Genomic DNA, 16,992 nt, shown 5'->3' on the forward strand with positions numbered 1-16,992 from the left:
TAGAATTTTAAGAAACAATAACTAGAATTAATATGGTAAAATTAATATATTACGCTTAAGTAAAAACATAATTTTTAAGTGCTTAATTTAATAAAAAAATAGTAGTTTATATATAACTAAAAATCTTTATAGGAATTATATTAAATGAAAGGGTGTGAAAAAAATGGAAGATAAAAAGTTTTGTCACTTGCATCTACACTCTGGGTATAGTTTGCTTGATGGTTCTGGAAAAATAAAGCCACTTATTAAAAGGGCAAAGGAACTTGGAATGGAAAGTATAGCCTTAACTGATCATGGTGTTATGTATGGATGTGTTGACTTATATAAGGAAGCTAAGGCTGAAGGGATAAAACCTATTCTAGGGTGTGAAGTTTATGTTGTGCCTAAGTCTAGAAAGATAAAGAGTAATGATGAAGATAATAAAACATATCACCTAGTTCTTCTTGTTAAGAATAAAAAGGGATATGAGAATCTTATGAAAATTGTTTCTGTAGCATCTATTGAAGGTTTTTATTATAAACCAAGAATTGATAGGGAATATTTAAAAGAACATTCAGAAGGAATAATAGCTCTAAGTGCTTGTCTTGGTGGAGAAGTTCAAAAAGCTATCTTAAATGGAAATATAGATAAAGCGAGAGAAGCTGCAATATTCTATAGAGATACATTTAAAGATGGATTTTATTTAGAACTTCAAAACCATGGAATAGAAGAGCAAAAAAAGGTTAATGAAGTAAATATACAATTAGCTAAAGAGCTTAATATTCCTTTAGTTGCAACTAATGATGTTCACTATATAAACCAGGAGGATTCAAAGGCACATGACATACTTATGTGCATACAAACTGGAAAAACTGTGGATGATCCAAACAGAAGAAGATATCCATCTGACCAATTCTATTTAAAATCACCAGAGGAAATGTGGGATATGTTTGATTATATTCCAGAAGCTTTAGAAAATACATTGAAGATTGCTAAGGAATGTAATTTTGATTATGAATTCCATGTTTCAAAGCTTCCGAAGTTTCCTCTGCCAGAAGGGGTAGAGCCTTTTGAGTATTTAAGAAAGACTTGTTTTGATGGTCTTATAGATAGGTTAGAAGAACTTAAGTCTCTTAAGGAAAAGGGTATATATGATATAGATAAGGTTTATGAAATTGGGGATAGTAATTCTAAGGTAAAAGAAGATGTTGAAAGGCTTGAATATGAGCTTGGAGTAATTAAGCAAATGGGATATGTTGATTACTTCCTAATAGTTTGGGATTTCATTAAGTATGCAAATGATAATGGAATACCAACTGGACCAGGAAGGGGATCAGCAGCTGGGGCCTTAGTTGCTTATACCTTAGGAATAACAAAAATTGACCCTATGAAATACAGCTTACTTTTTGAGCGTTTCTTAAATCCAGAGAGAGTAAGTATGCCAGATATAGATTCTGGTGCGACACGTTGGTAATTGAAAAGATTACCCACTAAGTTGAAAAAAAAACTTAGGAGAACTAATACTCCGAGCAATTAAATGAGGAAGTAACGCTCCGAAGAATTGCCATTAAAGCTACGGTATGCAGTTGATTAAGCTATTATGAAATTGTGTAAAGCCCGTTAAAGTAGGCAGAAAAGTTACCCTAACAAATAATGTTGAGGAAAGGCTTATATAGTCGTAACTGATATGTCTGATGTCTATGAAGTATAACTATGGTGAGTATCCAAAATGTGTAATGGAGACGAACTACCGACTGACTTATCGTGAATGTCGCTTAGTAGAAATGCTAAGAGAACCAAATTTGGTTTATCATCAGAAGGATGAGTAAAGGCTCGGTTAAGAAAATCCTACAATCCTTACAGGGGATTGGGTTGATGACGGTATTTAGGTAGCACCTACGGATATACGATACAGATAGGAGTATTGGAACGTGGAAAGCCTTGAACATTGAGATATAGCTATCTATGAAATGTTTTAAGGGAAAAGAATGATGAACACATCTTCTATAACCTTAATTAATCAAGGTGAGAGTAGAGCCACAGTACCTATGAAACTATGATAATAAGTAGTGGAGGGATAGGCTCAAGTCGTTTGAGTGGACTAAGTATTATGTTTTAAAATTTTGCAATAAAAAATGTTTAGGTTCTTGTAAGACTAAAAGAAACGAAAATTCTCGGAGAGGACTTATTCTCCATTAAGGGGGGATGATTAGTTGACTAAACATAAACCAACGAAAAGGAAAGTCCTAAGAAATAATGAGTATTATGGACAACAAAAAATATTAGATGAATTGTATAAAAAATCAAGCGAAGGTCAGTATTTTAACAAATTATATGAATTAATAATAAATGAGGATAATATCCTAAAAGCATATAGAACAATTAAAAGAAACACCGGTAGCAAAACCAAAGGTATAAATGGTCATACAATAAAATACTTAGAAAAATTATCAAAAGATAAAATAATAAGTATGGTAAGAAGTAGATTAAATAACTACAAACCTAACCCAGTAAGAAGGGTATTTATACAGAAATCCAATGGTAAACAAAGACCATTAGGTATTCCTACAATTGAAGATAGGCTAATACAACAATGTATTCTTCAAATATTAGAACCAGTTTGCGAAGGTAAATTCCATAAATCAAGTTTTGGATTTAGACCTAACAGAAGTACCCACCAAGCAATAGCAAGATGTCAACACTTAATAAATCATAGCAAAAACCACTTTGTTGTGGATGTTGACATTAAAGGGTTCTTTGACAATGTAAATCATAGTAAATTAATGAAACAAATTTGGACTTTAGGAATTAGAGACAAAAGAGTGTTATGTATAATAAGCAAAATGCTTAAAGCCGAAATAGTAGGTGAAGGAAAACCAACTAAAGGAGTTCCTCAAGGAGGTATACTATCTCCACTACTTGCAAATATAGTGCTAAATGAATTCGATTGGTGGATATCAAGCCAATGGGAAACAAAAACAACAAAACATAAATACACTCACCCAAGTTCAAAAATTAAAGCCCTAAAGAATACCAAGTTGAAACCATGCTACATTGTCAGATACGCAGACGACTTCAAATTATTTACTGACAGTAGGACGAATGCAAAGAAATTATTCATAGCAACAAAACTTTGGCTAAAAGATAGATTATCATTAGAGATTAGCGATGAAAAGAGCAAAATCACAAATCTTAGAAAAAATGGTTCAGACTTCTTAGGAATAAGATTGAGAGCTATCCCAAAAGGAACATCTCAGTTAGGATATGTCTCGCAAAGCAAAATTGAGCCAAAAAGGAAAAAGAAAATAATCGAAGTCTATAAAAATAAGCTAAAAGATTTAAGAATCAGTCCGAATATAGATAAAGTCAAAAACCTCAATGGATTCACACTGGGAATTCACAACTACTACAAAGTAGCAACAGATGTAAGGCAAGACTTTAACGATATATTTCACACAATCTACGGTAAATATAAAACACTCAAAAGAAAGAATATAATTGTTGAAAAAGGCGTTGAAAATGAAGTGCTAAAAACATTCTATAAAGGGTACAAAGAAAATTTAAACAGTTGTTGCAAAATAACATTATACCCAATACACTTCATACATTTCAAAAAGCCAATACAAATTCATCCAGAGGTCACTCCGTATACCGAGACAGGAAGAAAAAGAATACACAATACACTAAATGTTGTATCAGTATTGGAATTAGAAAACCTAAGAAAAGGTAACTTTGTAAACCGAAGTGTTGAATATATTGATAATAGAATATCAAAATTTGTAGGTCAAAACGGAAAATGCTACATTACAGGTATTAGGCTAAAAACTTCTGACGTTCATTGCCATCACAAAATACCACTCAAATACGGTGGAACTGATGAATATGAAAACCTAATAATTGTACACACGGAAGTGCATAAAATTATACATTCAACTAATACAAAATTGATTTCACAAATAACAAAAGATTGGACTACGAAATCAAAACAAAAATTAAACCAATTAAGAAAACTTGCAAAATTAGAACCGATAAATTTTAACAAGGTCGCATAATACATCCACAATTCAAACGAGGGAACGCCGTATGAGATGAAAGTCTCACGTACGGTGTGGAGTGGGGGAAAAGATGGAGATAACATCAAAATCTTACCTATCACTATACTTTTGTTATGAGGGAAGACAAAGGGTTATAGACTATGTTGTTGAAAAGTATGGATATGACAATGTATCTCAGATTATAACTTTTGGAACTATGGCTGCTAGAGCTTGTATAAGGGATGTAGGAAGAGCTATGAACTATACATATGCAGAGGTTGATAGAATAGCTAAACAGATTCCTACAGTGCTTGGTATTACTATAGATAAGGCTTTAGATTTAAATCCAGAACTTGAAGAAATTTATGAAAATGAAGATAGAGTAAGGGAGCTTATTGATGTAAGTAGAAGGCTAGAAGGGCTTCCAAGACATTCATCAACTCATGCCGCTGGAGTAGTTATAGCTTCTCAGCCTTTAGTAGAATATGTGCCACTTCAAAAAAATGATGAATCTATTGTAACTCAATTTGATATGACAACACTTGAAGAGCTTGGTTTATTAAAAATGGACTTCTTAGGTCTTAGAACCTTAACTGTTATGCGTGATGCTATAAATATGATTAAGTATAATAGAGGAGTAGACATAGATTTAGATAATTTAGATTTTGATGATAAAGAAGTTTATAAGATGATTGGTGAAGGGAATACAGTAGGGGTATTCCAGTTAGAGTCAGCAGGAATGACTTCTTTCATGAAAGAGCTTAAACCAGACTGTTTAGAGGATATCATAGCTGGAATATCATTATATAGACCAGGTCCTATGGCAGAAATACCAAGATATATAAGTGGTAAAAGAGATCCTAAGTCAGTAGAATACATAGTTCCTGAGCTTGAAAATATACTAAATGTAACCTATGGTGTTATGGTTTACCAAGAACAGGTTATGGAAATTGTTAGAAAATTAGCAGGATATTCCATGGGGAGAAGTGACCTTGTTAGAAGAGCTATGTCTAAGAAAAAGCATAAGGTCATGGAAGAGGAAAGAAAGAACTTTATTTATGGAATTGAAGATGAAAATGGAAGTATAGAAGTTCCAGGTTGTTTAAGAAATGGTATTTCAGTTGAGGCTGCTAATAAAATATTTGACTCTATGATGGATTTTGCATCCTATGCATTTAACAAAAGTCATGCTGCTGCCTATGCTGTAATAGGATTCCAAACAGCTTATCTTATGAGATATTATCCAGTAGAGTTTTTAGCTGCTATGCTTAACTCTGTTATGGGTAACAGTGATAAGGTATCTGAATATATAAGAAGTGCAGAAAAACTTGGAATTCAGGTGTTACCACCAGACATAAATGAGAGTTACACTAAGTTTACAGTTAAGGGTGATACTATAAGATTTGGTATGGGAGCTATAAAAAATGTAGGAGTAAATGTTGTAGAAAACATAGCTAAATCAAGAGATGAAAAGGGTAAATTCACTTCCCTTATGGATTTTTGCAACAAAATAGACTTAAGTATTGTTAATAAAAGAGCAGTAGAAAGTTTAATAAAAGCTGGTACATTTGATAGCTTAAAGATTTATAGATCACAATTATTATCTGTTTTTGAAAAAATAATGGATGGAGTATATTCTCAAAGAAAGAAAAATATAGATGGGCAAATGTCATTGTTTGGAGCACTTCAAGAAGATAGTGGGTCAAACTTAGAGATAAGTTATCCAAATATAAAAGAATTCAACAAAAAATATATGCTTGCTATGGAAAAGGAAATGACAGGTCTTTATATGAGTGGTCATCCATTAGATGATTATGAAAAGCCTTTAAAGGAGCAAACATCAATAACTATAGAAAAGATAATAGAAGCTCAAAATAATTTAAATGAACAAAATAATGTTGAATTAGAAGACTTAGGTGTAGATAGTTTTTTAACTGATGGAACTAGAGTCATTGTAGGAGGAATTCTTACTAATGTTTCTAGAAAAGTAACTAGAAATAATACTCTTATGGCATTTGCAAAAATAGAGGACTTAACTGGATATTTAGAATGTGTTATATTTCCTAAAACCTTAGAAAAATGTAATGCACTAGTAAATGAGGATTGCTTTGTTTTAGTAAGAGGAAGGGTTTCTTTAAAAGAAGATGAAGAGCCAAAAATACTTTGTGAAGATATACAGCCATTAGAATTAATGAATTCTTCAAAGTTATATATAAAGGTTCAAGATAGAGAAAAAGCTAATATGATAGTTAAACCTTTAAAGGTTTTATTATCACAATATAAAGGAGATTCTCCAGTTTATATATTTGCAGCAAAGGAAAAGGCATCATTTAGATTAAATAGAGATATGTGGGTTGATTTAGATACAGATGTAATAGACTTTTTAATTAGCAAATTTGGAGAGGAAAATGTAAAAGTAGTTGAAGGTTAATATTTAATGTTATAAATATTAAAAGAAAAAGCTGTTAAATTTCGTAACACCAGTGTTATGTTTTTTGAAGATTAAATATAATATTATTTAAATCTAATTGGGATAAAATCAACTCTAATTTTATTTTAGGTTGAAATTTTATCATTTCATCAAAGTTAAATAAAAAAATTTTGTTGTATAATCATATTGAAAGTTACTCCTTTATTTGTTTTTACTTATACTATAAACATGTGGAGTAACCTTTATTTTCTTTTTTATTATAAAAATGGACACGAGATAATTAAAAAAATAAAATTTACTCAAATATTAAAACGATTTTAGAGCATAATAATAATTGAAAAAATTATCAAATATCGAGTTTTTTCTTTAATTATACATAAAAAGGTTGAAAATAATAACTACTTTAAGTACAATTAATTGTGGTAGAATAGTATTAACGAAGTTTCATAGGGTATTAAATTTTGAGATAAAATTTAAAAAGTTTAAAATTGATAAACATTTAACATATATAAATAATATCTTAAAAATGTGGGTAATATTTGGCACTGTTGGGACTTAATTTGTCCCTAATGGTGTAGAGGAGGAAAATATTATGAAAAAGATTGCTATTTTAACAAGTGGTGGAGATGCACCAGGAATGAATGCCGCTTTAAGAGCTGTTACAAGAATGGCTTTACACCATGGACTTGAAGTAATGGGAGTTCAAAGAGGATATGCTGGATTAGTAAACGGAGAACTATTCAAAATGGATAGAAAATCTGTTTCAGAAATTATAAACAGAGGCGGTACAATGTTAAGAACTGCTAGATGTTTAGAATTCAAACAAGAAGAAGTAAGAGAAAAAGCTGCACAAATATTAAAAGCTTATGGTGTTGATGCTTTAGTAGTTATAGGTGGAGATGGATCATTCATGGGAGCTAAACTTCTTTCAAAACTTGGAGTTAAGACTGTTGGATTACCAGGAACAATCGATAACGACTTATCTTACACAGATTACACTATAGGATTTGATACTGCATTAAGCACAGTAGTAGATGCTATAAACAAATTAAGAGATACATCAACTTCACACGAAAGAGTATCAATCGTAGAAGTTATGGGAAGAAACTGTGGAGATCTTGCTTTATATGCTGGTATTGCAGGTGGAGCAGAAGCTATAATAGTTCCAGAAATGCAATTTGACAAAGATGAATTAATAAAAACTATCTTAGAAGGTAAAGCAAGTGGAAAAACTCACAGCATAATAGTTCTTGCTGAGGGTGTTGGAGGATCAGCTGAATTAGCTAAAGAAATACAATCTGTAACAGGCATAGAAACTAGAGCTACAATTTTAGGTCATATCCAAAGAGGTGGATCACCAACTGCTGATGACATAGTATTAGCTTCAAGAATGGGAGCTAAAGCTGTTGAAGTTTTATTAGAAGGAAAAACTTCAAAAGTTATAGGAATTAAAGAAAATAAAATATTCGATATGGATATAGATGAAGCTTTAGATATAGAGAGAAGTTTTGACGAAAGCCTTTATGAAATGGCTAACTGTATAAACAAATAATTTTAGTTAATGAAATAATAGATTTTTAAATTTATTATTTATTATATATTTTTAAACTTAGGGTTAATTTTTTTACGAGGGAGTGTTTTTAAAATGAGAAGAACAAAATTAGTATGCACTATCGGACCAGCTAGTGAAAACGAAGAAATCTTAACAAAAATAATCGAAGCAGGTATGAACGCTTCAAGACATAATTTCTCACATGGTGACCATGAAGAGCACAAAGGAAGAATGGTTAAAGTAAGAGAAATATCAAAAAAATTAGGTAAAGAAGTAGCTATATTATTAGATACTAAAGGACCTGAGATAAGAACTGGAAAATTCGAGCCAAGCAAAGTTGAATTAACTGCTGGAACTGAATTTACTATATATGCTGGAGCAGAAGACGTAATAGGAGATACTACTAAGTGTTCAGTTACATATGCTGGATTAGCTAAAGACGTTAAAGCAGGAGATACTATCTTAATAGACGACGGTTTAGTTGGATTAGAAGTTGTATCTGTAGAAGGAAATGCTGTTAAGTGTATCGTAAGAAACACTGGATTAGTTGGAACTCATAAAGGAGTTAATGTTCCTGGAGTATCAATAAAATTACCAGCTATGACTGATAAAGATAGATCTGATTTAATATTCGGTTGTGAAATGGGAGTTAACATGGTTGCTGCTTCATTCATAAGAAAAGCAGAAGACGTTAAAGCTATAAGAGAAGTATTAGTTGCTAATGGTGGAGCTGATATACAAATATTCTCAAAAATTGAAAACCAAGAAGGTGTTGATAACATAGATGCTATCATCGAAGCTTCAGATGGTATCATGGTAGCTAGAGGAGACCTTGGTGTTGAAATACCAATGGAAGACGTTCCTTCAGTTCAAAAAATGATAATAGAAAAATGTAACAATGCTGGAAAACCAGTTATAACTGCTACTCAAATGTTAGACTCAATGATGAGAAACCCAAGACCAACAAGAGCTGAGGTTTCAGACGTAACTAACGCTATCTTAGATGGTACTGATGCTATCATGTTAAGTGGTGAGTCAGCTAACGGAAGTTGGCCAGTAGAAGCTGTTGAAACTATGGTTAAAATAGCTACTAAATCAGAAGAAATGTTAAGCTACGAATTAGCTTCTTCAAAAGCTAAACAACATATACCAGCTGTACCAGGAGTTATCTCAAGAGCTGCTTGTAACGCTGCACACGAGTTAAAATCAGCTGCTATAGTTTCATTAACTCAATCAGGAGCTACTGCTAAGAGAATTTCTCAATGCAGACCAGATGCACCAATCGTTACTATAACTCCAAATGAAAGAGTTGCTAAGAAAGTTGCTTTATGCTTCGGAGTTTACCCTGTTGTTGCTGAAAATGCTACAATGGAAAATGCTGTTGAAATAGCTAAAAATGCTGGATTTGTTAAAGCTAATGACACTGCTGTAATTGTTGCAGGTGTACCAGCTAATGAAGGAAACACTAACATAGTAAAAGTTGAAGTTGTAAAATAATTTTATAACTAATTATAAAAATAGGTAGTTTATCTACCTATTTTTTTTATGAAAAAAATGGCTTAATTATGTAAATATTAATGACATTATATTTTGGTTTTTTCATATAAAAATTTTTTTAAAAATATTTTAAATTATATTGATTAAAGATATAATTTTTTAAAGTTTCAAAGTAATGTTTTAAATGAAAAGTAAGAGAGTTTTAATTGTTAATAAAATATTAATAAAATTTATAAAGTTTAAAAATGTAAAAAATTTAGATTTAAATAAGAATAAAAATAAATTATATTAAATAAATATTATAAAAATATATAGTTTACAAAAAGTTAACAATAATTTTGTGACAAGTAAAAGAAAATGGTGTATATTAGATAGTGCTTATGAAATAATATAAGTAGAATCAAATGGCAACTGATTCCAAGATGAAAAAAGTACTTGATGACTGATATCATCGAGTGCTTCTTTTTTTATTTAAAATTATAAGTTGAAAAGATAGCGAAAATTTAGAAATGATTATTATAGATTATTTATAATATTTATTTTCAACTTAATTTCAGAGAATTTTTGATATTCTATAAGTTGTGAGTATTTCACATTTATTAGATTAATATAGTTTTATAGTATAAATTTAATGTAAATACAAAAAATAACCTCAAATAATATTTTGAGGAGGAGATTGAATATGACAAGATTAGCATGTTCAGCTCATAATTGTGTTAACTATGTTAATGGAATGTGTTCAGCTTTTACTATTGAAGTTGATGGTGAGAGTGCAGAGAATAAGCAAGAAACTTGTTGCAATACCTTTGCACCAAGAACTTTTGTGAATACAATTAAAAGTGCATTTAATACTAATTATGCTGGAACAATAATGCAAGCATTGGATAGTCAGGAAGATGTAGACCATAAGATAAAATGCTATGCTATGAATTGCAAATATAATGTTGGAATGACTTGTACATCTACTGATATACAAGTTTTTGGACCAGAAGCTACAACATCTACTTCAACTGAATGTGAAACTTTTTTTAAAAAATAACTATTAAGAGGGCTAGAACTAAAATATTAATTTTTAAGTTCTAGCTTTTTTATATGATAAAATATATTCTTAAGAAAGTAATATAAATGATTTTAAAATTCATTAAATAAATGATATTTTATATTAAGTTATTAAAGAAAATAATATATACCTATTAGTATAGTTATAAAAGATTGTATTAAGTAAAAAGATATAATAAAATAAATTATTGTTTTAAATTTTACATTTGGAGTATATTAGGATTAGTATGTTATGAAAAAATAGATTAACTATTTTAAAAATATAAGGGGGAGTAAAATGAATGATTTAGGTAAGATTGCTGTAATTACTGGAGCAACTAGTGGAATAGGAAAAGAGTATGCTTTTCAATTAGCTAAAGAAGGATATGATTTGATATTAGTTGGTAGAAGAGTTGAGAAAATTAAAGAAGTTTCAGAAAAAATAGAAAATACTTTTAATGTTAAGACCTATGTAGAAATTTTAGATTTAACTGATGACAATAAATTTGATGATTTTATAAAAAGATTAGAGAAAAAAGATAACATAGAATTTTTAGTGAATAATGCAGGATATGGAGCTGATGATTCATTTACAAAGGATGCATATCATAAGCAATATGATATGGCAAAGGTACATATGTTAGTTACTATGAAATTATGCCATAGTTTAAGTAATAAGATGAAAGAGAATAATAAAGGGTACATAATAAATGTTAGCTCTATGGCTGGATTTAACGTATTTCCAAGTTCAGCAATGTATTGTTCAACAAAGGCTTTCTTAATAAGCTTTACTCAATGTTTAGCTATGGAACTTTTAGAGAATAATATAAAGGTTCAATGTCTTTGCCCTGGATTTACTAGAACAGATTTTCATAGCAAATTAAACATGGAAGAGAGTAAATTAAAAAATAAAGGATTTGTAAGATGGATGAGTACAAAAGAAGTTGTGGAAATAAGTTTGAAAAATATAAATAAGAAATTAAAGGTAATAGTTATTCCAGGAATTTGTAATAAATTTTTATATTTTGTTAGTAAGTTTACACCTAGATGGATTTATTATAAAGTGGCTATAAAAGGATGGGAGTTAATGGACTAATATTAGACATTAATTTAGCAGTAATAGTTTGCGTAGAAGAATTTAAATCTGGTGTTAATGAGTTAATATTAGATACTAATTTATTAGTTATCTCATTATTGGAAAAAGTTAAGAGGAAGAGTTTTTTATATTAAAAATTAGAGAGGTAAATTGGAATGATAAAGTTAAGGAGGATTAAATGGAAAAGTTTCTAAAAAAACTATTAAGTAGAGCATTTATGGTTGGATTTCTTATATTCATACAGTTAGTTATACTTATGGGAGCTATATGGAAGGTGACCGAAGATTTCATATATGTATATTTTCTATTTATCTTTATTAGTATAGTAGTATTTATTTATATTGTTAGTAGAAAAGATAATCCATCCTATAAATTAGCTTGGGCGGTTCCTGTATTATTATTTCCTGTCTTTGGTGGATTATTTTATTTAATATTTGGTGGAAATAAGACAAGCAAAAAGTTTAGAAAGCAAATAAAAGCTTCTTATGATGAAACAGAACATTTATTATATAATGATAGAAAGGTTTTAGATGAGCTAGAAGCACAAGATAAAAGTATAGCTAATCAATCAAGGTACATAGCTGATTACTCTCAGTTTCCAGTATATAAAAATACTACTACAGAATATTTATCTCCTGGAGAGGTGTTTTTTGAAAGGTTAAAGGAAGAGTTAAAAAAAGCAAAACACTACATCTTTATGGAATATTTCATAGTACATGAAGGAGTTATGTGGAACAGTATTTTAGAAATATTAGAGGAAAAGGTTAAAGAAGGAGTAGAGGTTAGGTTTGTTTATGATGATATGGGATGTCTAGGTACTTTACCATATAAGTATAATGAAGTTTTAGAATCTAAGGGAATTAAATGTATGGTATTTAATCCTTTTGTGCCACTTTTATCTTTAAGGATGAATAATCGTGATCATAGGAAAATAACTGTTATAGACGGACATATAGGATTTACTGGTGGAATAAATTTGGCTGATGAATACATAAATGAAATTGTTAGATTTGGACACTGGAAAGATGCTTCAATAATGATAAAGGGAGATGCTGTTTGGAATTTAACAGTTATGTTTTTGCAAATATGGAACTTTTATAGTGAAGGAAAAGAGGAGTATGAAAAGTATTATCCATATTTTCATCATGAGGATGAGTTTGAAAGTGATGGATATGTTCAGCCTTATGGAGATAGTCCTTTAGATGATGAAATGGTAGGAGAGAATGTATATTTAAATATTATAAATAAGGCAAAGGAATATGTTTATATAAATACTCCATATCTCATTATTGATAATGAACTTGTTACAGCACTTACTCTTGCAGCTAAAAGTGGAATAGATGTTAGAATAGTTACACCTCATATTGAGGATAAATGGTATGCTCATATAGTTACAAGGGCTTATTATCCTCAACTTATAGAATCTGGTGTTAAAATATATGAATATACTCCAGGTTTCATTCATTCAAAGACCTTTGTATCTGATGATGAAATTGGTATAGTAGGTACTATAAATCTAGATTATAGAAGTTTATATCTTCACTTTGAATGTGGAGTATGGTTATATAAAACTAAATCAGTAGGGCAAATAAAAGATGATTTTTTAAAAACTTTAGAGAAATGTCAAAGAATAACCTTAGAAGATTGTGCCAAGGTTAAAGTTCCTACTAGAATTTTAAGATCAGTAATAAGGGTTTTTGCTCCACTTATGTAATAAAAATAGTGAGATTGATAAAGGGGTTTACAAGAATATAAAGCCTATTTTATTTACTTATGTAATTAAAATAAAAAAATTAAGTTATAGAATTTTACTAATTAATTTAATAAATTAAAGTTTAAAAGAATGTAATTCAATATAAAAATTCAGAAAAGGAGGCTTTATTATAGCCTCCTTTTGGGTATTAGAGTGAAATTTTATTATTTTTTTTCGAAACTTCCACAATCAGTACATTCTGTAGAACAAGCGTTAGTACTATGTTTTACAACTTCAATTTTGTCTAGAGTACAATAATTGTCCTCATGACAATGGTGTTTACACTCATGAACTGTACATCCTATGCTTGAGTTATGTTTCATAATAAACTCCTCCTTAATTTAAGAACCTCTTTGTTGGAATTACCAACAGTATATATAGTGTGTAAAAAGCAATTTATTTATACTAGAATTTAAATCTATGAATGGATATAGTTGTTTGAATAAAAACATATATGATAGAATTTATTTAGTTTAATTAGAAAGATTTAATTAGAAAGAGATTTTATTTATCTTTTAAATAAGTTAATTAAAAATAAGTTTTGTCTTAAAAGAAAGGTTTTTTATGAATTTGCTTGGAGGAAGTTGTGTTTAAAAATTTAACTTTTAGTGAAAATGAAAAAAAGTATATACAAATAGCAAAGTATATTAGAGATCTTATTAATAGGGGCGTTTTAATAGAAGGAAGTAAGTTACCTTCCTCAAGAGAGGTTAGTAGTATTTTATCAATAGGAAGAAATACGGTTATGTCTGCTTATGAGATTTTAGAAAGTGAAGGATTTGTTGAAACTATAAAAGGTAAGGGAACATTTGTTAAAAAAGAATTTTGTAATGAGAAATCTACTAAAGTTTCATCAATGAAAAAAGAAAACTCTGAAGTTAAAGAGGATAATAAGTGGAATATTCATTGGAATAAAAAAATTAATGAATATGGATTGTTAGCTGAAAATTTAGATATTATTAAAAGTGAAGAAAAGTGGGAAAGAGGAATGATTTCTTTTAAAAGCATAGCTCCTCTAGGAAATCTTTTTAATATTGAGGAGTTAAAGAGAGCTTTTTCTAATAGAATTGCTTTAGAAAAACATAAAATAGTTAATTATGGCTATGCTGTAGGATACAAACCTTTTATAGATTATTTAAAAGATTATATGAAAGAAAAGGGAGCTTATTCAGAGGAAAAAGAAATAATAGTAACTAATGGATTTACAGAAGGATTAGATATGATGCTTTCTGCATTTACTGAAGAAGGAGATTATATACTTTGTGAAAATCCAACTCATAATACTGCTTTAAAAATAATGAAAACTCACAAGTTAAATATTATTGGAGTTAAAATGACTAAAGATGGTATTGATATAGATGATTTAAATAAAAAAATTAAAATGTTTGCTTCAAAGATTAAATTTTCTTACTTAATTCCATCATATCATAATCCAACAGGAGTTGTGGCATCTATTAAAAAGAGAGAAGAGGTATATAATGTTTTAAGAAATGCAGGTATTCCTATTATAGAAGATGGTTTTAATGAAGAACTTTTATATGAAAGCTCTCCAACTATTCCTCTAGCAGCCTTAGATAGAGAAAGTAATGGGGTAATATACATAGGAAGTTTTTCTAAAATATTATTTCCTGGATTAAGAATAGGATGGGTATATGGAGATAAGAAAATAATAGGAGTATTAGAGAGTGTAAAAAGATGTAGAAATATTCATACTTCTTTTTTAGATCAAGGAATTCTTTATGATTTCATGATAAGTGGAGCTTTTGAAAAATATATTAAGAAAGTTAGAAAAGTTTACAAGGAAAAATATAAATTTACAAAGAATATTATAGAAAAATATATTAAAGAGGCAGAAATTTGGGGCGAAGGTGGACTCTATATGTTCTTAAAAATAAAAGGTATTGATACAAGAGAACTTTTGAAAAGATGCTATGATAGAGGAGTTCTTTTTATGCCTGGAGATTTATTTTATATAGACAATGATATTTACCTAGAAAAAGAAAATAGAGTATTTTCTTTAGAGGGACATAATATTAAAGAGAGAGAAAAAAGAGATACATTAAGGATTGGCTTTACAAGACTTTCAGAGGAAGAGATAGAAAAGGGAATAAGGATAATTGGTGAGGAAGTTAAGAGTAAATCCGTTGTAAAAGCATATTTCATGTGATAAACTTTAAAGGTTAGTTATTATGGAATAAAACATATACAGTAGATGATTAAATATACATAAGGGAGTTTTAGTGGATGGTTGAAAAGAATAAAGAATATATTTTTGATATAATCTCTCAAGGATATGAGGGTGAAGGAATAGCTAAAATTGATAATAAATACCCAATTTTTATTGAGGGAGCTTTAAAGGGTGAAAAGGTTAAAGTAAGAATAGTTAAGGTTAATAAAAATTTTGCTTATGGAAAACTTATTGAAGTATTAGAAGCTTCAGAGGAAAGAGTTAACCCAGCTTGTTCTATTTATAAAAGATGTGGTGGATGTAAACTTCAGCATGCTTCTTACAAGGCTCAATTAGATTTTAAATGGGAGAGAGTTAAGGACTGTGTTAGTAAGATTGGAAAATTAGATTCTAGCATAGTTAAGTATCCATTAGGAATGGATGAACCTTGGAAATATAGAAATAAGGTTCAATTACCAATAGGATTAATTAATGGAGAGGTTAAAATAGGATTCTTTGCTCCAAGAAGTCATGACATTATAGATATGGAATCTTGCTTAATTCAGGATGAAATAGGAGATAAGGTTGTTAAACTTACTAGGGAGTGGATAGAGAAATTTAATATAAGGCCATATAATGTAGATGGTGAGTATGATGAAAATGGAATAGTAAGACATATAATGATAAGAAGAGGTTTTAAAACTAATGAAGTTATGGTTGTCTTAGTTACAAATGGAGAGAAACTTCCTCACAAAGAAGAGTTTGTAGACTTAATGGTTAAAAATATTCCTGGAATAAAGAGCGTTATACAAAATATAAACTCAAAGAAAACTAATGTAATATTAGGATTAGAAAGTAAAACTCTATGGGGAGAAGATACAATATCAGATTACATAGGAGACTTTAGATTTAACATATCTCCATTATCATTCTTCCAAGTAAATCCTACTCAAACAGAGGTTTTATATGGTAAGGCTTTAGAATATGCAAATCTTACAGGAAATGAAGAAGTCTTTGATGCATATTGTGGAACAGGAACAATAACATTATTTCTATCACAAAAGGCTAAAAAAGTTTATGGAGTAGAAATAATTCCACAGGCTATAGATAATGCTTTTATAAATGCAAAGGAAAATAAAGTAGAGAATGTGGAATTCTTTGTTGGAGAATCAGAAATAGTAATACCAGACTTAATAAATAAGGGAGTAAAAGCTGATGTGGTAGTAGTAGACCCACCTAGAAAAGGGTGCGATAAAAAATTGCTAGATGCTATAACAAATATAGATGCTAAAAAAATAGTATATGTAAGTTGCGATCCAAGCACCTTAGGAAGAGACTTACAAATATTAGAGGCAAATGGCTATAAAACCTTAGAAGTTCAACCAGTTGATATGTTTCCAAACACTTCTCATATTGAGAATGTGGCTAAGTTAATAAGAAAATAA

Annotated in this window: 9 protein-coding genes and 2 pseudogenes; 10 read left to right on the plus strand and 1 reads right to left on the minus strand. The window is 29.5% G+C overall.

The features are described from left to right. Window positions 1-163: 163 nt before the first annotated feature. The 8 genes and pseudogenes from dnaE (Q1J60_RS01995) to cls form a co-directional block, all read left to right on the plus strand. Window positions 164-1,435 (plus strand): annotated as a pseudogene (dnaE, locus tag Q1J60_RS01995) (DNA polymerase III subunit alpha); the annotation flags it as partial. Between the two features lie 757 nt (window positions 1,436-2,192). Then, on the plus strand, window positions 2,193-4,031 hold the full coding sequence (ltrA, locus tag Q1J60_RS02000; RefSeq protein WP_300257775.1) for a group II intron reverse transcriptase/maturase: 1,839 nt from the start codon (window positions 2,193-2,195) through the stop codon (window positions 4,029-4,031). 109 nt (window positions 4,032-4,140) lie between these two features. Next, a pseudogene (gene dnaE / locus Q1J60_RS02005) lies at window positions 4,141-6,444 on the plus strand (DNA polymerase III subunit alpha); the annotation flags it as partial. Between the two features lie 592 nt (window positions 6,445-7,036). After that, complete coding sequence (gene pfkA, locus Q1J60_RS02010) at window positions 7,037-7,996, plus strand: 6-phosphofructokinase (protein WP_300257778.1); 960 nt, start codon at window positions 7,037-7,039, stop codon at window positions 7,994-7,996. Window positions 7,997-8,089: 93 nt separating this feature from the next. Further along, the gene (gene pyk / locus Q1J60_RS02015) at window positions 8,090-9,493 is read left to right on the plus strand and encodes a pyruvate kinase (RefSeq protein WP_300257781.1); all 1,404 of its coding nucleotides are present in this window, start codon (window positions 8,090-8,092) and stop codon (window positions 9,491-9,493) included. A 682-nt stretch (window positions 9,494-10,175) separates the two neighbouring features. Next, a complete protein-coding gene (locus tag Q1J60_RS02020) occupies window positions 10,176-10,532 on the plus strand; it encodes a DUF1540 domain-containing protein (protein WP_300257783.1) in 357 nt (118 codons plus the stop codon). 297 nt (window positions 10,533-10,829) lie between these two features. Then, window positions 10,830-11,627 (plus strand): SDR family NAD(P)-dependent oxidoreductase, encoded by a 798-nt coding sequence (locus Q1J60_RS02025; protein ID WP_300257786.1) that lies wholly within the window; start codon window positions 10,830-10,832, stop codon window positions 11,625-11,627. A gap of 178 nt (window positions 11,628-11,805) precedes the next feature. Then, the gene (gene cls / locus Q1J60_RS02030) at window positions 11,806-13,341 is read left to right on the plus strand and encodes a cardiolipin synthase (RefSeq protein ID WP_300257789.1); all 1,536 of its coding nucleotides are present in this window, start codon (window positions 11,806-11,808) and stop codon (window positions 13,339-13,341) included. Window positions 13,342-13,544: 203 nt separating this feature from the next. On the opposite strand, the gene Q1J60_RS02035 is transcribed toward cls, so the two are convergent. Further along, window positions 13,545-13,703 (minus strand): DUF1540 domain-containing protein, encoded by a 159-nt coding sequence (locus Q1J60_RS02035; RefSeq protein ID WP_300257791.1) that lies wholly within the window; start codon window positions 13,701-13,703, stop codon window positions 13,545-13,547. Window positions 13,704-13,966: 263 nt separating this feature from the next. On the opposite strand from Q1J60_RS02035, the gene Q1J60_RS02040 reads away from it, so the two are divergent. Both Q1J60_RS02040 and rlmD read left to right on the plus strand, forming a co-directional pair. Further along, complete coding sequence (locus Q1J60_RS02040; protein WP_300257793.1) at window positions 13,967-15,547, plus strand: aminotransferase-like domain-containing protein; 1,581 nt, start codon at window positions 13,967-13,969, stop codon at window positions 15,545-15,547. Between the two features lie 77 nt (window positions 15,548-15,624). Continuing rightward, window positions 15,625-16,992, plus strand: a complete 1,368-nt coding sequence (rlmD, locus tag Q1J60_RS02045) for a 23S rRNA (uracil(1939)-C(5))-methyltransferase RlmD (protein ID WP_300257795.1) — start codon at window positions 15,625-15,627, stop codon at window positions 16,990-16,992.

Source organism: Clostridium sp. (genome assembly GCF_029258205.1).
In the GTDB taxonomy this organism is placed as follows: Bacteria; Bacillota; Clostridia; order Clostridiales; family Clostridiaceae; genus Sarcina.